22 protein-coding genes and 1 tRNA gene are annotated in these 24819 nt (G+C 57.7%); 11 read left to right on the top strand and 12 right to left on the bottom strand.

The genetic code is table 11. The features are described from left to right. Window position 1: 1 nt before the first annotated feature. Window positions 2–421 (bottom strand): hypothetical protein, encoded by a 420-nt coding sequence (locus P8935_RS10545; protein ID WP_348264954.1) that lies wholly within the window; start codon window positions 419–421, stop codon window positions 2–4. A gap of 275 nt (window positions 422–696) precedes the next feature. Here P8935_RS10545 and P8935_RS10540 point away from each other — a divergent pair, with 275 nt between their 5' ends. The 3 genes from P8935_RS10540 to P8935_RS10530 all read left to right on the top strand — a co-directional run bounded on the left by P8935_RS10540 (window position 697) and on the right by P8935_RS10530 (window position 2996). Then, the gene (locus tag P8935_RS10540; RefSeq protein ID WP_348264953.1) at window positions 697–876 is read left to right on the top strand and encodes a hypothetical protein; all 180 of its coding nucleotides are present in this window, start codon (window positions 697–699) and stop codon (window positions 874–876) included. Next, window positions 873–2159, top strand: a complete 1287-nt coding sequence (locus P8935_RS10535) for a hypothetical protein (protein WP_348264952.1) — start codon at window positions 873–875, stop codon at window positions 2157–2159. The genes P8935_RS10540 and P8935_RS10535 overlap by 4 nt, the downstream gene beginning before the upstream one ends. Window positions 2160–2252: 93 nt before the next feature. Then, window positions 2253–2996: a tetratricopeptide repeat protein gene (locus P8935_RS10530; RefSeq protein ID WP_348264951.1), complete on the top strand. Its 744-nt coding sequence runs from the start codon at window positions 2253–2255 to the stop codon at window positions 2994–2996. A gap of 475 nt (window positions 2997–3471) precedes the next feature. Here P8935_RS10530 and P8935_RS10525 read toward each other — a convergent pair whose 3' ends face one another. Beyond that, window positions 3472–4470, bottom strand: a complete 999-nt coding sequence (locus tag P8935_RS10525) for a serine/threonine-protein kinase (protein WP_348264950.1) — start codon at window positions 4468–4470, stop codon at window positions 3472–3474. 84 nt (window positions 4471–4554) lie between these two features. Here P8935_RS10525 and P8935_RS10520 point away from each other — a divergent pair, with 84 nt between their 5' ends. The 3 genes from P8935_RS10520 to P8935_RS10510 all read left to right on the top strand — a co-directional run bounded on the left by P8935_RS10520 (window position 4555) and on the right by P8935_RS10510 (window position 6920). After that, window positions 4555–5736 (top strand): alpha/beta hydrolase-fold protein, encoded by a 1182-nt coding sequence (locus P8935_RS10520; protein WP_348264949.1) that lies wholly within the window; start codon window positions 4555–4557, stop codon window positions 5734–5736. A 72-nt stretch (window positions 5737–5808) separates the two neighbouring features. Next, the gene (locus P8935_RS10515) at window positions 5809–6336 is read left to right on the top strand and encodes a zinc ribbon domain-containing protein (protein ID WP_348264948.1); all 528 of its coding nucleotides are present in this window, start codon (window positions 5809–5811) and stop codon (window positions 6334–6336) included. A 62-nt stretch (window positions 6337–6398) separates the two neighbouring features. Beyond that, window positions 6399–6920: a hypothetical protein gene (locus P8935_RS10510; RefSeq protein WP_348264947.1), complete on the top strand. Its 522-nt coding sequence runs from the start codon at window positions 6399–6401 to the stop codon at window positions 6918–6920. Between the two features lie 13 nt (window positions 6921–6933). On the opposite strand, the gene P8935_RS10505 is transcribed toward P8935_RS10510, so the two are convergent. Further along, window positions 6934–7833, bottom strand: a complete 900-nt coding sequence (locus P8935_RS10505) for a winged helix-turn-helix domain-containing protein (RefSeq protein ID WP_348264946.1) — start codon at window positions 7831–7833, stop codon at window positions 6934–6936. A gap of 168 nt (window positions 7834–8001) precedes the next feature. Between P8935_RS10505 and P8935_RS10500 the strand changes: the two genes are divergently transcribed. Continuing rightward, a complete protein-coding gene (locus P8935_RS10500) occupies window positions 8002–8832 on the top strand; it encodes a hypothetical protein (protein WP_348264945.1) in 831 nt (276 codons plus the stop codon). A gap of 18 nt (window positions 8833–8850) precedes the next feature. Further along, the gene (locus tag P8935_RS10495) at window positions 8851–9531 is read left to right on the top strand and encodes a CDP-alcohol phosphatidyltransferase family protein (protein WP_348264944.1); all 681 of its coding nucleotides are present in this window, start codon (window positions 8851–8853) and stop codon (window positions 9529–9531) included. Between the two features lie 3 nt (window positions 9532–9534). Here P8935_RS10495 and P8935_RS10490 read toward each other — a convergent pair whose 3' ends face one another. From P8935_RS10490 to P8935_RS10465, 6 genes are all read right to left on the bottom strand, one after another. Beyond that, window positions 9535–12198 carry an ABC transporter permease gene (locus tag P8935_RS10490; protein ID WP_348264943.1) on the bottom strand — a complete coding sequence of 888 codons (2664 nt, stop codon included), beginning with the start codon at window positions 12196–12198 and terminating at the stop codon, window positions 9535–9537. Next, window positions 12199–12570: a PadR family transcriptional regulator gene (locus P8935_RS10485; protein WP_348264942.1), complete on the bottom strand. Its 372-nt coding sequence runs from the start codon at window positions 12568–12570 to the stop codon at window positions 12199–12201. A 147-nt stretch (window positions 12571–12717) separates the two neighbouring features. Then, window positions 12718–15072: a PBP1A family penicillin-binding protein gene (locus P8935_RS10480; RefSeq protein WP_348264941.1), complete on the bottom strand. Its 2355-nt coding sequence runs from the start codon at window positions 15070–15072 to the stop codon at window positions 12718–12720. 151 nt (window positions 15073–15223) lie between these two features. Then, the gene (locus P8935_RS10475; RefSeq protein ID WP_348264940.1) at window positions 15224–16435 is read right to left on the bottom strand and encodes a S41 family peptidase; all 1212 of its coding nucleotides are present in this window, start codon (window positions 16433–16435) and stop codon (window positions 15224–15226) included. Between the two features lie 258 nt (window positions 16436–16693). Further along, window positions 16694–19270, bottom strand: a complete 2577-nt coding sequence (locus P8935_RS10470; RefSeq protein ID WP_348264939.1) for an FG-GAP-like repeat-containing protein — start codon at window positions 19268–19270, stop codon at window positions 16694–16696. A 289-nt stretch (window positions 19271–19559) separates the two neighbouring features. Then, window positions 19560–19636: transfer RNA gene (locus tag P8935_RS10465), tRNA-Met, on the bottom strand. 144 nt (window positions 19637–19780) lie between these two features. Between P8935_RS10465 and kdsB the strand changes: the two genes are divergently transcribed. Both kdsB and P8935_RS10455 read left to right on the top strand, forming a co-directional pair. Then, window positions 19781–20524: a 3-deoxy-manno-octulosonate cytidylyltransferase gene (gene kdsB, locus P8935_RS10460; protein WP_348264938.1), complete on the top strand. Its 744-nt coding sequence runs from the start codon at window positions 19781–19783 to the stop codon at window positions 20522–20524. A gap of 130 nt (window positions 20525–20654) precedes the next feature. Next, window positions 20655–21728 carry a methylated-DNA--[protein]-cysteine S-methyltransferase gene (locus P8935_RS10455; protein WP_348264937.1) on the top strand — a complete coding sequence of 358 codons (1074 nt, stop codon included), beginning with the start codon at window positions 20655–20657 and terminating at the stop codon, window positions 21726–21728. A 327-nt stretch (window positions 21729–22055) separates the two neighbouring features. Here P8935_RS10455 and P8935_RS10450 read toward each other — a convergent pair whose 3' ends face one another. Together P8935_RS10450 and P8935_RS10445 are read right to left on the bottom strand one after the other, a co-directional pair. Then, window positions 22056–22805, bottom strand: a complete 750-nt coding sequence (locus P8935_RS10450) for a glucose 1-dehydrogenase (RefSeq protein WP_348264936.1) — start codon at window positions 22803–22805, stop codon at window positions 22056–22058. Window positions 22806–22918: 113 nt separating this feature from the next. Then, complete coding sequence (locus P8935_RS10445; RefSeq protein WP_348264935.1) at window positions 22919–23275, bottom strand: metalloregulator ArsR/SmtB family transcription factor; 357 nt, start codon at window positions 23273–23275, stop codon at window positions 22919–22921. A gap of 136 nt (window positions 23276–23411) precedes the next feature. Here P8935_RS10445 and P8935_RS10440 point away from each other — a divergent pair, with 136 nt between their 5' ends. Next, window positions 23412–23849 (top strand): cupin domain-containing protein, encoded by a 438-nt coding sequence (locus tag P8935_RS10440; RefSeq protein WP_348264934.1) that lies wholly within the window; start codon window positions 23412–23414, stop codon window positions 23847–23849. 36 nt (window positions 23850–23885) lie between these two features. On the opposite strand, the gene P8935_RS10435 is transcribed toward P8935_RS10440, so the two are convergent. Next, entirely contained in the window at window positions 23886–24815 is a 930-nt protein-coding gene (locus tag P8935_RS10435) for a metalloregulator ArsR/SmtB family transcription factor (RefSeq protein WP_348264933.1), read from the bottom strand. Between the last annotated feature and the right edge of the window lie 4 nt (window positions 24816–24819).

Genomic DNA, 24819 nt, shown 5'->3' with positions numbered 1-24819 from the left:
CTCAAGGCTTTGGATCATGAGGCTCGACGTACGTCTCGGCAAAGGACTCGTCGGGCGACGAGCCCGGCCACCCGATCATGACAAGAAACACGTCGAGAACAAACAGAGCGATGGCGATGTCGTTGAAGAGCATGGCTTGGGGAATATCGGGCCAAAGCTGATTGGCGGCCCAGAAGAGGAAGGCAACGGCAAGAAGCACCGCTTTGAGCACTTCAAGAGGAGCGGGACGGTGCGCGGCCTGGTAAGTGAGATAGGCGAGAGCGATGAGAGCCAGTGGAAACGCGCCGAGAACATCATGGGCTCGCAAGGGAAACTGTTTTGGAATGGCGTCCCAAACTAAAAGCAGGACCACACTTGCCAGAGATATCACGCCAAGGATCACGGGAAGGGCGCGGTGCGCTCGATCGAGGCGACTGTACATACTCCATTATGTCTGTCCGCTCCAAAAGACGGCATAAAGGCTTGCAGGCCGATAATCTTTCCGGGGAATTTTCTCGGATCCAGCAAATCTTCTTTCTTCAAGTGATCGCTCAATCAGGCTTGCCGCGGAATCGAAGCGATCGAATCCTTTAGAATTCCTACAAGCACTTCCGCCGGTTGGCATCTGCCATACATCCATTTATTTCTGGGGACATTCGTCTCAAGGCTGACCTCTATCACCGGTGAGTTGTCTGGATTACTTGAAAGGGAACGGTCATGAAATACGCCGGATTGTTGGTGATGCCCGCGGGATTCTTTCTTTCGATCGCGGCAATTCTTCTGTTTCCATCTTCGCCGCTGCGCGGTGTATTTGTGCTGTGCGGACTTGCCGTGGAGGCGATGGGGCTGGTGGCGGCGGTGCGTGGCCACATGCAGATTCCCGGAGAGAACCGATGAATCCCCTCACGCCGATGCCGTTCCCGGAGACTTCGTTTGCGTTCACGCTGGGACTTCTACTGCTGGCGCCGATGGCCATCGCGGGGCTGGCGCTGGTGAACACTGGTCTGGGCCGTTCGCGATCGGCTGCGCAATCCTTGCTGGGCAGCTTGGTGGTTATTTCGACAGCGGTAATTGCGTTCGCACTGGTTGGCTCGGCCATTGCGGCGGGAACAAGCAGCGACCATGTACTTCATCTGGGCGGCAAGGCCTGGAACTGGGCCGGCGCGGGGCCATTGTTCCTTCGGGGTTTCAACTCTGCCGGACCGCGCGCCCAACTGACTCTGCTTTTCGAACTTCTGTCGGTTGCACTTGTAGCATTGGTCCCGTGGGGATCGGGAGCGGATCGGCTGCGGATGCCAGCGGGCGCGGTGATAGCAGCAATCATGGGCGCGGTGGTGTTTCCCCTGGTCGCGCACTGGGTGTGGGGCGGCTGGCTCGCTCAACTGGGAACAAACTTTTCTGCCGGAGGCGGCTTCTTCGACGGCGGCGGGGCGGCGGCGATTCATGCGCTGGGGGGTGTTTCCGCATTGGCCGTCGTGTGGATCGCTGGGCCGCGCAAGGGCAAGTTTCCACGGGAAGGTCTATCGACAGCAATGCCGGGACACAACGTGGTCTACGTGCTGTTAGGCTGCTTGATCGCGCTGGTGGGTTGGCTTGCTTGGAATATGGCAGGCTCACTGCTTTGGCTGAACGCGGCGCCGAGTGGACTGGTGATTACTGCAGTCAATACGCTCCTTTCCGCGACGGCGGCACTGGTAGCCACCTTCTCCGTGACGCGGATTCGTTTTGGAAAACCGGACGCAAGCTTGTGCGCGAATGGCTGGCTCGCGGGACTCGTCACTTCAAGCGCCTGCGCCAGTGTAGTGTCGCCGGTGGCCGCGCTGTTCACAGGAATGGTGGCGGGAATCATTACGCCGCTCCTGGTGGAGTTATTTGAACTTGCCTTATCGATCGACGATCCCTCCGGGGCCATCAGCGTGCATGGGGCCGCGGGATTGTGGGGACTGGCAGCAGCGGGATTTTTTGCACCGCTCGAAGGCCAGTTTGTCGCGCAACTGATCGGTGTCTCTACGCTGCTCGGCATCATGTTGCCGCTGATCTATCTGATCTTCTGGCTGGTCAATCGAATCCTTGTCTTCCGCGTCGATCCCGATGGAGAGCGCATCGGCATGGACCTGCATGAGCTTGGAGGTAATGCCTATCCAGAATTTGTGGTGCACCGCGACGAATCGTACAGGTAGCGTTCCGCGATTATCGGTTCGTGAACTTGCCACCAAAGTGGGTGCCCGCAATTGAAAATCGTCTTGTAACCTGACTGCAGGACCACATACAAAATGGGACTGTTAACGCACCTCTTTTATCCATGGGGACTGCTGCTCCAGGCTGCAGCGATTATTCATTTCATTCGCCGACGGCCGGACACCTATTGGCTCTACATCATCCTTTTTCTCGGACCGATCGGGGCGATTGTGTATCTCTTCGCCGAGGTCTTTCCGGATGTGGGCCTGCTGAACCAATCGTTCAAGGGCATCTCACGTCGTAAGCGCATTGCGGCATTAGAACTCACGATTCACGACAATCCTTCCGCTGGCAATTACGAAGAATTGGGCGAACTCTGCATGGACGATGGGCAGCTCGCGCGGGCTCGCGAAGCCTTCAATAAAGCCATAGCAGCGCGTCTGAACACGCTCGATTGCTTTTACCGGCGCGGCGTGTGCGCCGTGCTGCTGGGGGATGCTGCCGCTGCTCTTCCCGACCTCGAAAAGACCGTGGCTAAGGAGCCGAACTACGACTTCAATCGCGCACCCGCTCTGCTGGCACAGGCATACGCGCTGACCGGTGAGAAAGAAAAAGCCGAGGAACTCTTTCGACGCGCAACCGCCCTTTCCACCTCATCTGAAACGTATTTGAATTTCGCGGATTTGCTGGCATCGGAGGGCAAAAACGCGGAGGCGCGCGAGTGGGCACAGAAAGTGCTGGACAAGGAACCGACGATGCCACGCTACCTGCGTCGGCGTGAACGCCCGTGGTCCAGACGGGCGCGAAAGCTGATGAAGAAGCTGAAGACCGCGGCCTGACTCGACTCCCAGAGGAAGCGAAGACCGTTTACGGCCGCGTGAGCAAAGTGAATAACACTGTCATCCTGAAGCGCAGCGAAGGATCAGCGTTCGTCTTTCGTGGAATCAGCAAGTCAACTCCATCTCAGCTCGTTTTCCCCTAACCCCGTCATTCTTCAAGTCGAAAATTTCCTCCTGTTTTGCATGTAATTCCGTCGAAAAGCGCACAATCGAAATGAATGGACCACGTCGCATCCTCCGTCCCGGGGCAGGCAAGACCAGTCACGATCACGCAAATGGGGCACCCCCTCCCCCCTCCTCCCTATCCGTTCTCCTCTTCTCCGCCTCGGGCTAGGTTAACCGGCATACCTTGAATGGATTGCTAAAGAGCCAGTTCGAAGGTATATGCACAAAAATGTGTGCATCCAGACGTTTTGACTGCCCTCTTGAATGGGAGCGACGAGCGGATTGGGAGGAAGAGCGGACGAAGACTCTCTTATCTTCTAGCCAGCAGCAACATGAGGGCGAAGAGGAAAAGCGGGACAAAGGCCATTGCGGCGTAGTGCAGCACCTTGCGATTGATCTTGCGTCCAGCCACCTTTACCGGACGTTCGCCGCGAGGTTCAACGCCAACCTGCTCCTGGTGTTCGAGATCCCACATCATTTCGCTGGCGGTGGCATAGCGATGGCGCGGCTCCCGCTCAAGGGCGCGAAAGAGAATCTCTTCCAGTTCGGGTGAAATTTCTGAATTCAATTCACGAGGCGGCTTAACGTCGTTCAGCACACGCGCATTCATGACAGCGAGTGGATTTGGTCCTGCGAAAGGTACGGTCCCCGTAAGCATTTCGTAGAGCATGATGCCCACGGAGTAGATATCGCTGCGCTGATCTCCCCGGCCGCCTTTTACTTGCTCCGGAGAAATATAGTCCGGAGTGCCAAGCAGCGAGGAGACATTGACGAAGGTTAGACGGCGCGCATCTTCTTTCATGGCGATGCCGAAATCGATGAGCTTGATTTCGTCGTCATCGAACACCATCACGTTCTCCGGCTTCAAATCGCGATGGACGATTCCGCGCTTATGCATGTAATCAAGCGCATCACAAATTCCGAGCGTGATTTTCACGGCCCGTTCAGTAGGGAGTTTCTTCTCTTCGTTCAAAATGGTGCGCAGCAAGCGGCCGTCAACCCATTCGATAACCATGTAAAGGCGGCTTCGGTCTTCGTCGGCAAAGGTCTTAACGACGCCTGGATGATCGAGCGTAATGCCGATCTCCTGCTCACGCTTGAACCGTTCCAGAAGAACCGGGTCGGCCTCCATCTCCGCGAGTGGAACCTTGATGGCGACCTGCCTGCCCGCCTCTATATCGGTTGCGCGATAGAGAACCGCCATACCGGAATGGGCAACGACCGCTTCAATGCGGTAGTGGTCGAGGGTATCTCCGGCTTCGTAGGTCGTCATCGGCAGTATGCGGGTTCGTCCCTCTGATTCTTTCACGCCGAAGCCCAAGGAATTCGTCAGGAAATCTGACGCAGGACAAAGCCGGGAACCCTCTTGAAGGCTCTATGATGTTTCCAGCCTATGCAGCGCATCCTGAGATTGCTCGCGGCCTGCCTCTGCATTTCCTGGGGATTCGCTTCCACATTGCTGCCCGCGGCGCAGGGTCCGAGAGGCTTTCACAAACATCCTCCCCAGGAGACAGGGTTCCTGAATCGCCGCATCCAGGTCGGCCCATTCAACTATCGCTACCAGGTTTACGTCCCCGAGGAGTGGCGCCCGAACGATCACAAGCAATGGCCTGTCATCCTTTTCCTGCACGGGCGCGGCGAGCGCGGGTCTGAAGGCATGTGGCAAACGCAGATCGGGCTACCGGAGGCGATTCGCGATCATCCTGATCGCTGGCCATTCATCGTGGTGATGGCGCAGTGTTCGCTGGATCGCTACTGGACCGACAAGGAGATGCTCGCCATGGCCATGGCGGAGCTTGATGCGGAGACTGCCGAGTTCCACGGCGATGCTGCGCGCACTTACCTTACCGGACTTTCGATGGGGGGTTACGGCGCATGGGAGCTTGCGAAAGAGCATCCACAGCGCTGGGCGTCGATAGCAATCGCCGCCGGGGGCATCTTCTGGAGCTATGCGCCGGATCGCTGGCTGCAGTCCTCGATCTTGCCCGGAGAATATGCGCAGGCAGTGGAACGCACGCCTGTGTGGCTGTTTCATGGCGCCGAAGATAATGTAGTTGCTCCTCGCCAAGACGAACTGATGTATACGGCGCTTAAAACAGCTGGCGGTCATGTACGGCTCTGGGTGTATCAAGGTCTGAAACACGATTGCTGGACGCGGGCCTTCAATGAGCCCGAGTTGCCTCGATGGCTTTTGATGCATCGGCGGGATGCTCGTGAGCCTGCTCCCTTCGCGGAGCGCGTTTCCATTCCACTTCATCCACCAGCACTGAAACTCACTCCGGCGCAACTGGATAGCTTCGCCGGGGAGTATGTCGACAAGCGGGGACTGGTGGTTGTGACGGTGTTTAGGCAGGGCGAACTGCTCTACCAGAAGAACCACTACGGGGAGATTGCGGAACTTGCAGCGGAGTCGAATTCGGTGCTGTTTTACCCAAACGGCAGCAGCCTGACTCGGATTGCGGTGGAACACGACCCTCAGGGACGGGTTTCCGGGCTGGTCTTGCACGACGATCGGCATGAAGAGCGTTGGGAACGAATGCGCGCCCCGCTGCGTAGTCATTCTCAGCCGGACTAAGAGGCACGCAGACAACCGGCTAAGAGCAGTCCTCCTCTATTCGCAGCCTCCTGGTCTGGCGGGGAGGCACCTATGTACTGCAGCAAGTGTGGTGCTGAGAATTCGCAGGGAACGAGCTTCTGCTCGCGTTGCGGGCATCCAACTGCCAGCCTTTTGGACACGCAACCAGCTGAAGCGGCGGAGTTGAACAAGTATCAACTTACGATCCGAAGACTCAGCCGTTACTGGTATCTATTTGCAGGTTTGAATCTGGTGCTCGGTGCAATGGGACTTTTCGCTGTTCAAACTGGAATATCGATGCATGTGGGGCCTTGGGAGCCCTGGCCACATCCATATCTCTGGGACTGGGTGCTGGTGGGCGGGATGGGCTGGACCCTTCTTACGTTGCGTGTTGCCTTCGCGGTTGCATCTGGATGGGGATTAAGTCGTCTGACAGATTGGAGCAGGGTTGTGACTTTAGTCGCGGCGGGTTTCGCATTTCTTGACTTCCCGATTGGATTCGCATTGGCGATTTATACATTCTGTGTCTTACATGGGAAGCATCACGGTCATCTGTTTTCCCGACTTGGCGTAAACCGCATGGCCATTGGAATTCGATAACTTCTCTCCGTATTGGAATCAGTACGGGGAATAGAATCGCCTAAGCACGAAGGAGGCAAACGATGTTCTGCAGCGGATGTGGTCAGGCTCTTGCACAGGGGCAACCAGTTTGTCCTCAATGCGGTCGCCCAGCAGCGGCAACAACAGCACCTCCTCCCCTCGTGCCGAACCTCGCCTTCGAGGTGGCCACTTACGCGAATCGCGTTCGAGCGCTAAGTACGGTCTGGTTCATCTATGGTGGACTTTCGCTGTTGTTAGGGATCGTGGGCCTGGCATTCGCCAATTCATTCCTGAATGGCAACGGATTCTGGATGCGCGGACCGTGGCCGCACGGCAATTTTCCTCTTGGACCGGGATTTGGATCGGCCATTCTGCACTTTGCCTGGATCATGGTGATTTTGCGTTCAGGCTTGGCTTTCGCGGCCGGCTGGGGGCTGATGGAACGAGCACCATGGGGCCGCGTTGTCGCGATCGTGGCGGCTTTCCTTAGCCTTCTGAAAATTCCGTTTGGAACCGCGCTTGCGATCTGGACATTGGTGACGCTGCTAGGGTACCGAAACACAACGCTATACGATCAGCTCTGAGCGTCGCGGAACTTCACGACTCAGCAGGTTTGCCAGAGGGGTCGATCTTCTTCCGACCAGCGCCCATAAGCATGAGGGAGCGCTGCGCAAATGGCGCATAAACCAGCAGGGCCATGCATGCCAGCGCAAGCCCGGCGTTAATGTGATGCATCAACAGAAATGGCGACAGCGCCCACGCTACGTCAGCAATCAGCAATCCAGGCCACATCTTTAGGAATTTGCGCTGCACGCCGGGGGCGCGAAACAGCGCCGAGCAAAAAACGAAGGCGCGGACCGGAATCAAAATAGCCGCAGTCCCGATCAAGCCGTAGAGAATCAGCGTCGCGCGTGGTAATGGTGAGATTAGATCCTCAATCTCCGCCAGATTGGTGAGCGCTCCGACATAAAAACCCAGATACATGAACTGCAGCAGAAGGAAGAGCGCCTGCACCACTTTGTGCGAAGTCCTGGGTAGTTCTTCCGGGGAGGCCAGTATGCCGTTGCCAATCGAAGATTGCAGGTCTCCCGGTTCTGTTTCCTCGAATTCTTTTTCCACATTGCGCGGCGCCGAGGAAAGCGAACTATCTGCCTCTTGGGCAAGCGATTCAACAGGAGCTACAAATCGGTATCCCCGCCGCGCGAGTGTCTCCACATATCGCGGGCTGCCAGCAGTGTCGCCAAGAGCATCGCGAATGCGATTCACGGCCGAATTGACTCCGTGGTCGTAATCAACAAAGGTGCCATCAGACCAGAGAGCACGGGCGATCTCCTCCCGGGTGAGGACTTCGCCGGGCCGCTCAAGCAGCATCAGGAGAACCTGGAAGGGCTGGGCGTTGAGTTTGATGCGGATTCCCTGGCGACGCAATTCCCCGGTAACCGCGTCCGCCTCGAAGGTTCCGAAACGATAGCGCCGCACTGGGCCGGTGTCTGTCATCTCTTTTGCCTAGTCTAATTGACAGTGGGCGTTTCTCGTCTTCGCCCGTCGTGGGATAACTCCGCGGAAGACACATTTTTTCAGCAACTTGGACGGTGAGGTTCATTCGTGATGTAGGTGAGGTGGGGAGCATTGATTAACAGACGGAGATTTGGGAAAGTCGGACTCATGACGGAAAGCATTTCAGCTGGACGAAGGGTCTTGAACGGCGGGCGCGTTCTCGCTTCCATGCTTCTGATGGTGGCCTGGCTGTCAGGGTGGTGCGAAGCGCCGTCGGCAGCGGTCAGCGCATTCAATGCGTACGCCGGGAAGGTGGAGTCACGGTTGAAAGAGCAGCACCAGAGGCCCGATGGGTTTCTTGTATCTGTGGGCACGAATTCTGAGAATGATACCCGGCTGCGGCAAGGGAAAGTGATCATCGAGCAGCTTACACGTGGCAAGGAGGCAGAACTGCCAGGGGCGCTCCTTCATCATTGGCGGGGCACAGCGTTTGTGCCGGGAGTGAGGGCCGCCGACTTTGAAAGGCTACTGAAGAATTTCAATGGCTACCCGCGAACCTTTGCGCCACAGGTGGTGAGGGCAAGCATTCTGATACCGGAAAAAGATGCAAACCATTTTACAGCTACGATGCGCGTGCGCCAGCACCATGTGATTACGGTGGTGATGGACCCAACCTACGACGTTCAATTTGGACGACTCGATGCCCAGCACGGATTCAGCATTTCGCGGAGCACAAAGATCACAGAGATCGATGCACCGGGCACTGAGAAGGAACACGCGCTGAGCGAGAGCGAGGATCACGGGTTTCTGTGGCGCATGAATACCTACTGGAGTTACGAAGGGCGCGATGGCGGCTTGTACATGCAGGTTGAGTCGATCTCGCTGACGCGCGCCATACCGACGGGGCTGGGATGGGCGGTACGGCCGTATGTAGAGAGCGTGCCGCGCGAATCGCTGGAGTTTACCCTGCGTGCGGCGTCGAACGCGCTGAAGAAGTAATTGAGAAAGAGGACGCTGATGAACGCGACAACTACGACGTTTGCATCCGCCCGGCGCATCAACCGTTCGCTTACTGCCGACATGGAAAAGAAAGCTCTTACTTGGATGGCTGAACGTGCGCCTGCGTGGGTTACCTCGGACCGGCTTACGGCGTTGGGGTTGCTGGCGCAGGTTGGTGCGGGAGTTTTCTACGGACTTTCACGTTACAACGAGCTGGGACTGCTCGGGGTAATCGCATGCCTGATTCTCAACTGGTTTGGCGACAGCATGGATGGCACGCTGGCGCGCGTGCGCAATCAGCAACGGCCGCGTTATGGGTTTTACGTCGATCACATGGTGGATATTTTTGGGGCCACAGCGCTGATGGGCGGGCTGGGATTTTCGGGATTAGTGCACTGGCGGGTAGCGGTGGCAATGTTAATCGGGTTTCTGCTGTTGTCGGCGGAGAGCTACCTTGCCACGTACACGCTTTCGTGTTTTCAAATGTCGCAGGGAATTTTTGGGCCTACGGAAATTCGGATTCTGCTGATCATTGGAAACCTGGCGCTGCTGCGCGACCGGTACGCGACGGTGATGGGACATCGCTATTTGTTATTCGACCTGGGCGGAACGATCGCCGCCGCGGTCATGTTCGGCATGGCGATAATGATTGCCGCGCGGCATACATCTGAACTTTACCGGCAGGAGCCGCTGGGTTGACGGCTAGTCCGTGCGCAGGGCTCTGAGTGGATCGACGCTGGCAGCGCGGCTTGCGGGCACTGCGCTGGCGAGCAGCGCGACGAGTGTAACTCCGACGACGGCCAGCATGTAGGTGACCGAATCGAGCGGCTTGACGCCATAGAGTGAAGACATGAGAGCGCGTCCGACGAACATGGCGAGGGGAATGCCTGCAACGATGCCGATGGCGGTGAGGGTAAGGCTGTCGCGCAGAATCATCCACACAACCTGGCCGCGGCCGGCACCCATGGCCATGCGCACGCCAATCTCCGCAGTGCGGCGATTGACGCGATACGACAGGGTTCCGTAAAGGCCGGTGGCGACGAGGACGACGGCGAGCAGGCCAAAGAATTCAGCCAGGCGCGCGAACATGAGCTGGCTGGAAATGGTGGTGTTGAATTGGTCGCGCTGCGTCATCGGCTTGATCAGCGGCAGGTTCGGATCCAGTTGCTGCACGACTTTCTGCGCGGTGGGGAGGATGGCAAGCGGGGCGCCCTTGACGCGCATTTCCACGCTCATCGGGCCGACCATGGGAATCTGCGCGGACATATACCAGGCCATGGGAATGGGCGTTTCGTCGATGCTGCGGTACTTGTGATCTTTGACGACGCCGATCACAGTCATGGTGTAGCGCCCGTCATCTGTGCCGATGTGGTGGCCGAGTGGATTCTGACCGGCCAGAAACCGCTTTGCAAATTCTTCGTTGATGATGCCCACGGGCGGAGAGTTCACCGTGTCGGAGTCAGCGAAATCGCGGCCTTCGAGAACGGGTATGCCGAGGGTCGTGAAGAAGTCAGGACCCGCCACGTTGCTGCGCACGGTGCGGTCGCCGCCGTTGGGGACATCGGGCAGTCGTCCATCGACCATCATGGCGCTGTTGTCGGACCAGCCGGACCCAAGCCGCTCTTCCATAACCGTCACCGACTCGACGCCGGGCAAGATTCGCAACTTCGAAATCAGATCGCGATAAAACGTCCTGCCTGCGGCGAGAGACGGTATGTCTGGATTGACGCCGAAGACGACGAGGCCGTCGACGCGCATGCCAAGGGGTGTGTTCTCAAGATTGCGCAGGGTGCGAATGAGAAGGCCGGCGCCGACAAGAAGCACAACGCACATGGCCATCTGCAGAGCGACGATGATTTTGCCGGTGCGCGACTTACCGGCGTTGGTGTTGGAGGTTGCTGCTGAGGTTCGGATGGCAAGCTCCGCGCGTCCGGCGAGAGCGACGCGCATGGGAGCTAAGCCGAAGAGCACGGCGGCGACAACAAGAACGCCCATGGTGAAGAGCAGAACTGTGCGGTCGGGAGCGAGGCTGGATTCGATCTGCGCCCAGTTGGCGAGCAGTCGCGCGGCCATCATGGCGAAAGCCCATGCGAGCGCGCCCCCGGCGGTAACAAGGATGAGGCTCTCGGTTAACAATTGACGAAACAGTTCGCCGCGTCCGGCACCGAGCGCCTGGCGAACTGAGAACTCGCGCTGGCGCGCTGCGTTTCTGGCTGCGAGCAGCATGGCCACGTTGGCCAGAGCAATAAGCAGCACGAGACCGACCATCGCCATGAGAATGCGCAGCGGATTACCGTACATCTGGTCATAGCCCGGGAAATTTTTGGCATCAGTGAAGCTCAGTGTGAGCGGCTTCTCGCCTTGCATCGGCGAGCCCAGCCCGATGCGGGAAGCAGACCGGAATACTGCCTGTAGTTGCGCGATTGCCTGAGTTTTGCTGACGCCGGGTGCGAGGCGCGCAATAAGACGAAGGCACCACCATTTTGGATTTTCGATGTAAAGTTTGCCGTCATCGAGAGGATTGCCCCAGGCGTTGAGTTCGCGCCTGTTCTGCAATGGAATCCAGAAGTCTGTCGAGCCGCCGGGCTCCAGACCCTCGAATCCCTGGGCGGAGACGCCGATGATCGTTGTAGGCACACCGTTGACGAAAAGAGTTTGACCGAGAACGCCGGGGCTGCGCGCAAAGCGACGCGTCCAGTAGTTGTAGCTTATGACAGAGAGCGGAGCGTGATTGGCTTCATCCTCGGCGGTGAAGCCGCGACCGAGAGGCAGGTTTACACCGAGGCCGGAGAAGAAGGCGCCGCTCACCATGTCGCCTTCGGCTTCTTCCGGTTGCGAGCCAACGCGAACAGCGACTTTGCTGCCGGAGAGAGGCACATAGGCGATGAGCGATGAGAAGGCGCTAGTTTGCTTGCGCAAGGTGTCATAGACGGGATAGGACATCGTCTCGTTGGTGTCGACGGTGCCCGTTCCGCGCGGCTGGTCCGACGTCCTGAGATAGACGAGTGTCTGCGGATCCGCGACGGGCAGCGACTTAAGCAATACAGCGTTCATAACGCTGAAGACCGCAGTGTTGGCGCCTACGCCGAGCGCCACGGTTAGTATGGCTGTGAACGCAAAGCCCGGGCTCTTCAAGAGCGAGCGCAGGCTGAAGCGTAGATCGCGAGCTAAGTTGTCGAGAGCCTGCCAGCGGCCCCTGCGATGAAAGCTCTCTTGCGCTGCGACCTGGCTGCCGAATTCGACACGGGCGCGGCGCTGGGATTCTTCCTCACTTAGCCCTTCGCCTCGCAGATCATCGGCTTCGAGTTCGAGATGGGCCTTGATCTCTTCGGCAAAGTCTTCGGCGGAACGTTTGCGCTTGAACATCTAGGCCTCCTCGCCTTGTAGATCGGCTGCGGGGTCAAGAATGAGGTCCATGGCGCGGGTAAGGCGCTTCCACTGCGAAGTTTTTTCGAGTAGTTCGGCCCGACCCTTGGCGGTGAGCGAATAGAAGCGGGCTTTGCGATTGTTTTCGCTAGTGCCCCACTTGGCCTGGATGAGCTTCTTGTCTTCGAGTCTCTGAAGAGCGAGATACAGCGATCCATGATCGACGAACAGGACTTCCTCCGACTGGCGCTGAATGGAACGCGCTACACCCTGGCCGTGGCACGGGCCAAGGATGAGGGTTTTGAGGATCAGAATGTCGAGAGTGCCTTGGAGGAGGGCAATGCGTTCGTCGTTATTCTCTTGGGTCGGCATACGACATGAGTATGCGCGGCTTTGGGTCGGATGTCAACCCGAGAGTCCAGAGACAAGATCGCGCGACTCTCCATGAGAAATACGAGGACGCGATCAAATTGGTTCGGCACCTATTAAATTCAAAGGAAAATCGATCTAGGAACGCTACTACGGAATGGAAGTGCTCGCCACACTAGGCTCGGGTGACTTTGCAACAGGCTTCGCAGTTATTTCGGGCTGAGGCACAGAAACGTTTGGACGCAATGGCGTGCCTGAACCACTCGGCTTTGCGGGCTGGACGATGGCGGCTTTTTGCATCGGCTGCTGTTCCGCATCGCCGGGGAATTGCTCATCGTCTTTGCCGGCGATGGCCGTTTTCATGATCTCCATCCAGATGGGCAACGCGGCTTTCGCACCAGTTTCTTTTTCGCCGAGGGACTGGCGGCTGTCGTAGCCGACCCAGACGCCGCAGGTCACGGATGGCGAAAAGCCCATAAACCAAGCGTCGGTGTAGTCGCTGGTCGTACCGGTCTTGCCGCCCAAGGGGTGATTCATCTGGGCGACTTGCGCGCCCGTGCCGTGGGATGTGACGGCGCGGAAGAGCGCCATCATGGTGCGCGCGGTTTGCTGGCTGATGATTTCGTCGACGGCGGGGGCGTCCTCCCATAGGGTGATGCCATCAGCGTTGGTGACTTTGCGGATGAGCCGCGGCTTTACGCGGATGCCGTCGTTAGGGAAAACGGAATAGGAAGTTACCTGTTCTTGCAGCGTGATCTCCGCTGCGCCAAGCGCGATGGGAAGATAGGCAGGGATATCTGACGTGACGCCGAAGCGATGCGCCATATCGATAACCTTGTGGATGCCGACGCGCGCGGCGAGTTTGACTGCAGGAATGTTGCGCGACTCGGCGAAGGCGTTGATGAGCGTCATCGCCCCCTTGTAATCATTCTCGTAATTGTGGGGCGAGTAGGTGCCGAATGTGACAGGGGCGTCAATGATAATGTCGTCCGGCTTCGCGCCCTCTTCAATCGCGGTAGTGTAGACGTAGGGCTTGAAACTGGAGCCGGTTTGTCTTTCAGCCTGGGTGGAGCGGTTGAACTCAGAGAGTGCATAGTCGCGGCCGCCGACCATGGCGAGTACGTCGCCGGTAGTGTTGTCCATGGCGAAGACGGCGCCCTGCGTGCCGGAGTCCTGCTCGAGGGTCGCGCGTTGGTCAGGGCCTTCGGCCGTGGCGGCGAGATGGACGTAGATGACGTCGCCGGGTTTCACGAGCGAGTCGCCATAGCGCTGGCCGGTCCACGCCCAATCTTCAGGAAGGAGAACGATCTCGTTGGCGCCAACGCGCGCGCGAATCTGAAGCGGCAGGGCCTGGGTGACAAGAGCGTGGACATAGTCGCCTGCGTGGGTGGCCATGGCCCAGTCAGGATGTCGGTAGTCTTCCAGCGTCGAGTTGGAGAGGACATTCTCGATCTTGCCCTTCCATCCGTGGCGACGCTCGTATGCGGCGAGTCCATCAGTGAGGGCTTTGTTGGCGGTCTTCTGCAAATCGAGATCGAGGGTGGTGTCAACGCGGAGGCCCGCTTCATGCACCTGCTCCGCGCCGAACTTCTTTTCCAGTTCTCGGCGCACTTCTTCCTGAAACCAGGGCGCAACAGACATCTCGGGCTGGTTGATTTTCAGGCCCAGAGGCGCGCGGCGTCCCTGCTCAGCCTGCTGATGGGTGATTACACCGTCGGACTCCATTTCGCTGAGGACGAGGTTGCGGCGGCGCAAAGCTTTTTCAGGATTGATGAGCGGCGAGTAAGCTACAGGCCCTTTGGGCAAGCCGGCGAGCAACGCGGCTTCAGTCAGATTGAGGTCTTTCGCGTGCTTACTGAAGTAAAACTGCGACGCGGCCTCAAAGCCATACATACCGCTGCCGAGGTAGATCTGGTTGCCGTAGAGGGTAAAGATCTGTTCCTTGGTGAAGGCGCGCTCAATCTGAATGGCGAGATAGGCTTCCTGCGCTTTGCGGGCGGCGGTGCGATCCGCCGAGAGGAATAGATTGCGCGCCAACTGCATCGTGAGCGTGGAAGCTCCCTGTGCGCGACCGTGGGAACGAATGTCGTGCCACAGCGCACCGGCGATGCGGAAGACGTTGATGCCCCAGTGGGAATCGAAGTTCTTGTCTTCGATGGAGACCACGGCCTGGCGCAGGACGGGCGCGAAGTCCTCGTAATTAATGACGATGCGTTTTTCGAGAGCGAAGGAACCTATGATGCGACCTTTGGTGTCGTAGAGGTCGGTCATCGTGGAAGGGCGGTAGCGTTCGAGGTCGTTGATCTGAGGAAGATTGACCGAGAAGACGAGCATGAGCCCGGCGAGCGACCCGGTGGTAACCGCAAGCAGCAGCAGAATCAGAAACGCCACTTTGCCGGCAACTTTGCGGCGGCGAAACAGGGGAGGCGGAACAGGCTCGGGGCGCAGGCGATGGGTGCGGCCAAGGCCGCTCGAAGGAACCGAGTGTGCAGGAGGGGCAGCCAACCGAAGCCTCGTCGGCAATCCTCTCAGATCAGCTGCGCAGAGCCAAAACGGGGATGCCGTAGTTCAAGGCTAGCACGCATGGAGATGTCGTGTCGGCATGGCTCTAAATGCTTGAACCACGCCGGACAAGAGTGGAAATGAGTTTCCCGATTTAGCTGGTTTTGGCCTTGAGAAGGGCGAGCGCCTTGTTCAGTGGCTCGTCGCTCTTGCTGGGCTGAGGATTCTCATCTGCATCAACTTCGTCGTCGGCGTTCTGTCCGACCAGGACAGTGGGCGCAACCGCCTCATCTTGAATCTTTTTGCCGTCGGGACCCTGGAACTTGGCCACCGTGAGCAGAAGGGCTGAGCCGTCGGGAAGTTCGATGGTCTTTTGCACGGAGCCTTCCCCAAAGGTGCGCTCGCCCACGACGTCTCCGCGCTTGGCTCCCTCAATCGCATCCGCGGCAAGTTCAGCCGCTCCGTAGGTGCCACGGTTGATGAGGACGGCGACAGGTGCACTCGTGAGGAATTTCGAGGAGTCAGCGGAAAATGTCTGTTTCGGATACTTCTGCCCTTCAAGGGAGGCGAGCGTGCCCTGGTTAATGAAGAAGTTGGCAAGCCGAATTCCCTGCTCGGGGTCGCCTTCGGAGTCGTCGCGAAGATCCAGCAGAATTTTGCGGGATTTGCCGGCAGCCTTGATTTTTGCGGCAAGATCATCGACCCGGGCCATGGTTAAAGCGCCGGGCTTGAGATAAAGAATGCTGGAGTTCTCGTACTGCTGCTCACTGAGGGCCGGAGCGGTAGTGACAGTTCGCGTAAGCGTGAGCTTATCCGGATCTGGTTTGCGGGGGCGAACGACGGACAGAGTAATGGTGCTACCGGATTTGCCTTCGAGCAAAAGGCGAATGACAGCCAACGAGAGTTCGCGGGTGGACGAGTCGCCGATGGACTCGATGACGTCGCCGTCGGCAAGGTGCTCACGATCGGCTGGCGAGCCGGGAATCACGCTCACGATGGTGGCGTAGCCATAACGTTTTGAGACAGTAACGCCGATCTGGGCCACGCCGGTCGTAGGCCGATCCTTGTAAATCTTGTATTCGGTGGCGGTGAGGAAGCTGGAGTCGGCATCAAGGGATTCAAGCAGGCCATGCAGGGCGCCATTGGTGACTTGGTTAATGTTCGGATCGGTGACGTAGTCGCTCTGGATTCTTTTCAGGACCTCGGCATAGACGTGCATCTGGCGATAGGCGCCGTCCTGCTCGCCCCCAGCGTGGACGCCGAACATCCCGAACTCTCCCAGCGCGAAGCCGAGCCCAAGAGCGGCGAAGATCGTTGCAGCTAAAACGAAGGTCAGTCTTTGAAAGAATCGGGACACACACACCATCCGGTAGAGGCCTCTGAAGGGGAAGCAGGCCGCTAAATCTTTAGACGCAATGATAGCGCAAGGGTGAAGGTAAAAGACACTGAGTCGGTGATGGCCGCCGGTACCGCGGTTTGCTCCGCCGGATTATTCGTCGAATAGGACTCAGAGGATTTTTGGCTCTTCGGCCGAGGCTTGAACGACCCGGCCGAACTGGGATTGGAGAAGGTCCAATGGTGTGCATCTACAACTACTTACAACAGGATAGTACCCACACAATTTCTAAGGTGTGACCACAATCGTGAGCGTCACCGAGTGATTGGGATTGAAACTCGAATTCCCGCCGTAGCTGGCTACGATCTGATGCGTCCCGGCGGTGAGTTTTGTAGTAATGCTGGCCGCGCCTCCCGACATCGACACGGTGCCCAGTGTTGCGGAACCGTTTTTGAAGGTGACCACGCCGCTGGGCGTGCCGATCTCACCGATGCTCGGTATCACGTGGGCCGTGAAGGTGACAGACTGGGTTGCCGTGGGCTTACTCAGGTTGCTGGTAAGCGTCAGGTGATCTCCGCCCTGGTTGTAGAAAATGACGAGGCTGCCGACGTTATTGAAGCCATTGCCAGTGGTGTCGGCGCGGTCGGAGGCGTTGCCTAAGAACGCGAGGTCAGTCGCCCCATCATGGTTAAAGTCGCCGGCCACCATCTGCGTTGGTGCGCGATCGAGCGGGAAAACAACCGCAGAGCCAAAGGTACCGCTACCCGTGCCCGGCAGCACAACGAAGCGTTGCGAAGCTGGGACGATGCCGATGAGGTCCACAAGCCCGTCCTGGTGCAGCGCTGACTCGGCAATCCCCGTGACCGCGCCGCCCGCCGAGTAAGTCTTCTCCGCTTGGAATGTACCGTTGCCATTGCCTAGAAGCACCGAAATTCCGGCACTGCTGGCAACAGCCATGTCGATTTTTCCATCGCGGTTGAAATCGCCGGTCACAACGGCCACAGGAGCAGTCCCTGCAGCGTAGGTTTTTTGCGGCAGGAAGGTTCCGTCTCCTTTACCCAGCAGTACGCTCACGTCGTTGCCGCCCTGGTTGACGACGATGATGTCTTTCTTCCCGTCTCCATTCAGATCGGCCTGGAGCACGAAAACCGGGTTCAGGCCGACTGCATAGGTAACGGGAGATGCAAAGGTTCCATCACCCTTGCCGATCAGGATCTCGAAAGTCGAGCCATCGAGAGATGCGAGATCGGCTTTTCCGTCGCCGTTGTAGTCGCCCGCCGCTATGTAATTCGAATTCGTATCCAGTAGCGGGCCTGACGTGGGGAAGTTGCCCTTGCCATCTCCAAAGGAGACCTGCAAACCGGAGCCGCTATTGCCGCCCTGCGTGAAGTTGAACGTAGCGATCGCGATATCCAGCTTGCCATCGTGATTAAAATCGCCGATAGCCGGTGTTGCCGCACTGTAAGAATAGTCGGGACTGATCCCAAAACCAAAGTTGCCGCCCCTGGTTAGCAAATTCTTTGATCCGCCAAGCAACACATCACCCGAGGACAGGTAGGAACCGTGCTCATCAAAAAAATCAATTACTGCCAGGTCTGCATAGCCGTCGCCGTTGAAATCGGTGGTGTTCATGATCATGGACTCAGTAAACGTGCCTCCTGCTACGTCATACATTGCAAGAGGCGCGCGAAGAACCCCAGGCGCGGAATTGACTACCACCTGCACGCCTCCCACAGCGCCGACGGCGATATCCTGTCGGCCGTCTCCGCTAAAGTCGCCCACAACCATGGGCCCGCCGCCGACCCCGTAACTGCTGGACGTCATGACACCTGAGCCATTGTTGAACTGGACCATCATGGGGTCAGAGGAGAACACGAGATCCTGTTTGCCATTCAGGTTTCCCACATGCATCTCTCCGAACGTGTACGGCGTTCTGGCACAGGTCACGGTATTTTGATTGAATGTGCCATCTCCGTAGCCGGGGATAATACACGCCTGCCCGATGTACCAGATCGGATAATCGGTGGGGAAGCCGACAGCGATATCCGGTTTGCCATCTCCGGTGAAATCGGCGATCGCGATGGTTGTCGGCAGGTTTTCCGGAGGCGGGTTAAATGAAAAGGCGGACTTCAGGGTAAAGTGGCCAGTGCCTGTGCCCAGCAGAACCTGGGTTTCACCGTTGGTATCGTTGGCGGCAATGTCCAGGTGCGAGTCGCGATTAACGTCGCCAACCGCCAGAACCAGAGAAGTGGGCGAGGAGAGACCGGTCTTCGTCACAATCGGCGTCTGGAATGTTCCGCCGGACTTTCCCAGCAGAACTGAAATCGACGTACCGTTGGCCACGACAAGGTCTGCCTTGTCGTCTCCGTTGAAATCACCAGTCAGCATGTCGCCCGCTGACGGCAAGCCATCTGCGATCGTCACCGGAGCTGCAAACGTACCATCGCCGTGGCCAAGAAAAACTTTGACGAGATTTCCTGGACTCGCCATCAACGCTACATCCTGGTGGCCGTCACCATTGAAATCCCCGGCCACCAACCGGGCCGCGAGGCTTGCGGTATTTGCCGGGAGAGTCGCGATGGTTTTCGAGACTGCAAATGAACTGCTTCCCGTGCCGAGAAGGATGCTGAGTACGTTATTGCTGTTCAGGGCGACGATATCGGCTTTGCCGTCATGATTGAAATCGGCTGTGACGATTTTTACCGGCGTGCCGCCTGTCGAGTGAACGTTCAATTGGAAGAATTGGTTGGCAGTTGTCGCGTGGCTGCTCAATGCGAACATCAAGGCGACCAGGCCTGCAGCCGACAGACGCAGGATGCGGAGATAGCTGTTCAAGTTTTTGGCGAGGTAAGGCCGGAGAGGCATAGATTCCCCCAGGGCCGGAGCAGGTGCCACCCTTGGGGGCCGAAAACGAATGATGGGAGGGGTTGGCGAGCGGGTCCGACGATCTTTTGTACTGATCTCTCTTGGACTAGATCGGTATTCCCGAGGTTGCTCAGTCGCTGAGAATTTCTCTCTCATTCTCTACTAAGGCCACGACTTAAACGACCATACCGCTTGCGCACTCCAGATTGCGGTCCAGCATCTGCACAGCAAGAGACTGAAATCGGAAGCATCGAGAAGAGAAGGGATGGCGTCGCGAAGTCTGAGTTTCTGGTGGCGGGAGGCAGGATCGAACTGCCGACCTACGGGTTATGAATCCGTCGCTCTAACCATCTGAGCTACCCCGCCGGGAGGGACACGCAGCCGATTGGCTGCTCCACTCTAGATGATACGGGCGGTTGAATTTAAGGTCAAACCATAGCGGCACAAATCCTCTCAGAATTTAAGGCCACCGGTAACCGCAGTGTCGCTCATTCTTGTAGACTCGCGTGCATGAGTAAGTTACGGATTGCGGGGGTGATCCCAGCGCGGCTCGGCTCCACTCGCCTGCCCCGCAAGGTTCTGCGTGAAATTGCCGGGCGGCCGATGGTGGAGTGGGTTTGGCGCGCGGTCGCGGGGAGCGGTTTGATGGACCCGGTCGTCGTGGCTACCGATTCCGATGAGGTCGCAGAGGTGTGTCGCGCCCGCGGGGTTCCCGTAGCTATGACTTCACCCAACTGCACCAGCGGATCTGACCGAGTGCGCGAGGTGGCACGTCAGATCGATGCGGATATTTACGTGAATACCCAGGGTGACGAGCCGACCTTGACGCCCGAGTTTTTTCCACCGCTGATTGAGCTGTTCAACCGCCCAGAGGTGCAGGTGGCGACGCTGGCAGTACGGTGTCCGGCCGTCGACATTAGAAATCCAAATGCGGTCAAAGTCGTGACCGCGCTGGATGGAAAGGCGCTTTACTTTTCACGAGCGACGATTCCGCATGATCGAGATGAGAGCGGGTTTGCGGGGTACAGGAAACATCTGGGAATTTACGCTTATCGCAAATCGGCGTTGGAACGATTCGGCGAGCTGCCGCCAGGGTGGCTCGAGTCGGTGGAGAAGCTGGAGCAGTTGCGTCTGCTGGAAGCAGGAATCGATATCTACGTAGCGGGTGCTCCGGCGGACACAATCGGCGTGGATACAGAAGAAGATCTGATGCGGGCCGAGGCAGCGCTGATGAGCCGCGATGGTGGCTTCTAGTTCTTAGTTGATGCTCTCGTAGCTGTCGGCACTTGCTTATTAGACTTGAAACCAAGACTTTGAACTGCTTTATCGAATTGCGCGCAAGAATCGGAGTGTACGCGAATCGAACTTCGGCGAACATGAATCCATGACGAGCAATGTTCAATTCGCAACGGTGGATGAGACGGTGATGGCATTCGACGAAAATCGGGCGTGGGAACTGGTTTGCGAGCGAGATAGTAGTGCACGATTTTTCTATGCAGTGGCTACGACCGGCGTGTTCTGCAGACCGGATTGCAAGAGCCGCCGACCTCTACGTGGAAACGTACAATTTTTTACGAGCACAATAGATGCGCAAGCTGCAGGATTTCGTGCTTGCAAACGATGCTGTCCAACTGCCGCGACCAGCGATCCAGTTGGTAAGATTCGAACTCATATCGAGGCTAACCTTGATCGATCGGTGACTCTCTCGGAATTGGGTCGTGTCGCGGGCATGAGTCCGTTCACGGTGCAGCGCATATTCAAGCAGGAGATGGGCGTAAGTCCGCTGCAGTATCAGCGGTCGTTGCGTGCGAGCAGATTGCGGGGAGCGTTGAAGCAGAGCGGGCGCGTGACGGACGCCATTTATGAAGCTGGATTTGGTTCGTCGAGCCGGGCGTATGAGGGCGCACAACTGGGCATGACTCCGGGTAGTTTTGCGCAAGGCGGTAAGGGCGAGCGGATTGGGTGGTGCTCCGCTCCTTCCCCTTTCGGCCGCGTAATTGTCGGCGCGACTGAGCGTGGGCTTTGCTGGCTATCGCTCGCGGAGACGGCAGAGGAAGCAGAGACGAGCCTCCGGGCGGAGTTCCCTGCTGCCGAGCTGCAGCGTGATCCCTCTCTCTCGCGATTGGTGGATGCGGCGTTGCAGATGGTGCGGGACGGTTCAGACTTGTCCGCAAATCGCAGGCTGGGTGGCGCACTCGATCTGCGCGGAACGGTCTTTCAACTGCGTGTTTGGCAGGCCCTCCGTCAGATTCCGCGAGGAGAGACACGCAGCTACAGCGAACTCGCTCGCGAGATGGGCGAGCCGAAGGCGACGCGCGCGGTAGCACGAGCATGCGCGATGAATCGGGTGGCATTGGTCGTTCCCTGCCATCGCGTAGTAGGCGCAAGCGGTTCGCTGACCGGATATCGCTGGGGTGTGGATCGGAAGCGAAAACTGCTGGAAGCAGAACGAAGATGACACCGTGTCCCACCCTCACTGCCGGAGAATGGGATACCAGCTCATTGATTCAACAGGTCCCTTTGCGATGCACTCTGAGCCACGCACTTTTCTGTTGAACGGCATCAGCCCTGTATCTCCATGCCGTCCCTTTTGACTCGGTATCGTCGCACGGCCTGCGGCTGAATAGAGGAATGCGAAAGAGGTCGCCGGCTCTGGCGACTGATAGTGCCAGAGCCGCGATGGAAAGAGTGGAAACAATGCTGTGTGTCATCCCGGGAGCCCTTCCTGAGTACAATTACGCCGCGCATTCCGGACCCCGCTCGTTGGGAGCCGAAATGCGATTGTTTACAACCGGAAGCCACCCGCTGCGTGGATAGCCTGGCCATTGATCCACACTGAATCTTCTGACGCAAGCAGAGCCGCGGCGTTCGCGATATCCTTGGGCTGCCCGATGCGACCGAACGGGGTTCGCGCGACTGCGGCTTTCTCGAAATCGCTTCCGATGACGCCTGCGGCGTGTGCGCCCTCCGTTTCGATCATGCCCGGGTTGAGTGAGTTGACGCGGATCTTTTTCGGGCCGAGTTCCTGCGCGAGGGCTGCGCTTATGGTGTCGACTGCGCCCTTTGTAGCGCTGTAAACGGATGCGTTCGGCGAGCCGTCGGCCACCACTGAGCTGATGTTGATGATGCTGCCGCCTTCGGGGTTGAACTGCGCAACAGCAGCCTGCGTTACCAGTAACAATCCGAGCACGTTGATATTGAACTGACGATGGAAGTGCTCCGGCGTGACTGATTCCAGCGGAGCGAACTCAAAGACTCCAGCATTGTTGACCAGGATGTCGATGGGACCGAGTTGTTTTACCACGGTGTTGATGAGCGGTCCAATCGAATCGGGATCCGCCACGTTGGCCTGGACCACGATCGCCTTGCCACCGGCCTGCTTGATTTCGTTCACGACTTTCTCAGCGCCGGATTTGCTACCGGAATAGTTCACTGCGACCGCTGCGCCTTGCGCCGCCAGTTCAAGCGCGATCGCCGCGCCAATGCCCTTAGATGCTCCGGTGACCAGTGCGACTTTGCCCTGCAGTTTGCTCATAATCTCTGCTCCTCGCCTTCGCGTCATCATTTCGACGTTTCGACAACTATCGAATTGATTAGGGACGAGGCAGAAGGATTCAGGATGATTGTGCAAATCTATTTTGCGAGGTTTCAGCTGGTGGGGCAAGACGCGGGGCTGAGGGACTGAAGATAGGCCGCAAGCGCCTCAAGAACGCCGGGCTTAATGGTGAGGTAGGCGAACTTGCCTTCCCTACGGACGTTTATAAGCCCACTGGTCTGTAGTTCTTTTATGTGATGAGAGAGCGTTGCGGAAGATATGGCGAGAGCGTCGCCCGCCATTGAGCAGGTCATAGGACATTGAGTGCGGGCGATCTTTTCAAGCAGTTCGAAGCGTTTGGGATCAGATAGTGCCTTGAGGATCGCGCTGCGCTGAGCGTGGGTAAGGCGAGGAGACCGAGCCGTTTCCTGAGCTTTGATGGTGGTCCGAGGATCTCGTTTCACAGCCATAGCATTTGACCCGGATATTGGATGTAATGGTATCGTGTTTCGCGCTCGTTCCAATGTCGTGACGCCTCTCGAGATTGAAGATTTTTCGAACTGTAACAGCAGCAAATGCTCAAGTGCATGAGGAAGAAATTGATCAATGAGCAAAACGACGGAAGAAATCAGAATTGGGCAATTGGCCATTCGATTCCTGCTCGAGGGGAAAAACGCCGGCGGCGCGTTAGCGATGTTTGAGTTTGAAGTGCCCTCCGGAGGAAAGGTTCCGGCTGCACACTCACATGACGCCTATGAGGAGACAATTTACGGCCTTCATGGGGTGATGACTTTTACAGTAAATGATCGACGAGAAGATATTCATCCCGGCGAAGTGTTGTGCATCCCGCGCGGAGCGGTTCACCGCTTTGATAACCTTTATCCGGAATCGGCGAAATGCCTGGCAGTTTTGACACCCGGCATTCTCGGCCCGGAATATTTTCGCGAAATTGCGGAGTTGCTGAAGGCCTCACCCGGTGGTCCGCCAAATCCGGCTGCGATTGGCGAGGTGATGCGCAGGCATGGGCTAACGCTGGCGCGATGACTCATCAGCGGGTGGCCGTTTCTCAGCACCGACTCTTTAGGGCTTGTGGGCAACGGCGAGCATGGTTTGAAAATGCGGCGGCTCAGTTTCTTTCTGTACTATGGACGATTGAATCTTTACAAACCCGGCGCGATGCAACATCGACTCCAACTCGGCTTCGCTGAACCCCAGCCACTCGTCGGCGTACATCTCGCGGGCTTCTTCGAATCGATGCCGGGCTAGATCAAGAATGGCGATTCGACCGCCGGGACGCAGAATGCGCGCGCCTTCCTTTATTGCACGATCTGGATGAAGCGCGTGATGGAGCGACTGCGAAAAGAAAACGAGATCGACGGCCTCGTCGTCGATAGGAAGTTCTTCCATATCACCAAGGCGGTAGTCGACATTTTTGACGTCGTGGCGATGCGCCTGGTCGCGAGCGAATTCGATCATTTTGGCTGAAGAGTCGACCGCCAGCACCTTCGTTGCACTCTGGGCCAGAAAGAGTGAGAAGCTCCCATCGCCGGCTCCGAGGTCGGCGATATCCATAGGCGGCAGGAGACGAACCAAAGCCTCTGCGAGGCTTTTCCACGATTTGCCGGGAACGTAATCCTTGCCGAGACGGCCGGCGACGCTATCAAAAAAGGCGCGCATCTTGTCCTGGCGTTTTTTAACAACGCGTCGAGCAGTGGCGCGGTCGTGCACCGCCTCAGGGATTTCGCGGTCGGCACGAGCGAGCAGGTCTGCCAGCACGTCGTTTCCATTGCCGATTGTCAGTCGATAGAGGCTGTTTTTGCCGATGCGGCGATCTTCAACTAAACCGGCCGTTTTGAGCTGCGAGAGGTGTGTGGAGATAGTGCTTTGGCCCATGACCAGGATTTCCTGCAGCTCAGCAACAGAAAGCTCTTCGGCCTTCAGGAGCAATAGAATGCGGAGCCGGTTGGGGTCGGCTACCACGCGGAGTATTTTCACAATTGACGTGGCCATGGGT

The organism is Telmatobacter sp. DSM 110680 (assembly GCF_039994875.1).
Classification (GTDB): domain Bacteria; phylum Acidobacteriota; class Terriglobia; order Terriglobales; family Acidobacteriaceae; genus Telmatobacter.
This window is presented reverse-complemented; position numbering and strand designations above follow the sequence as displayed.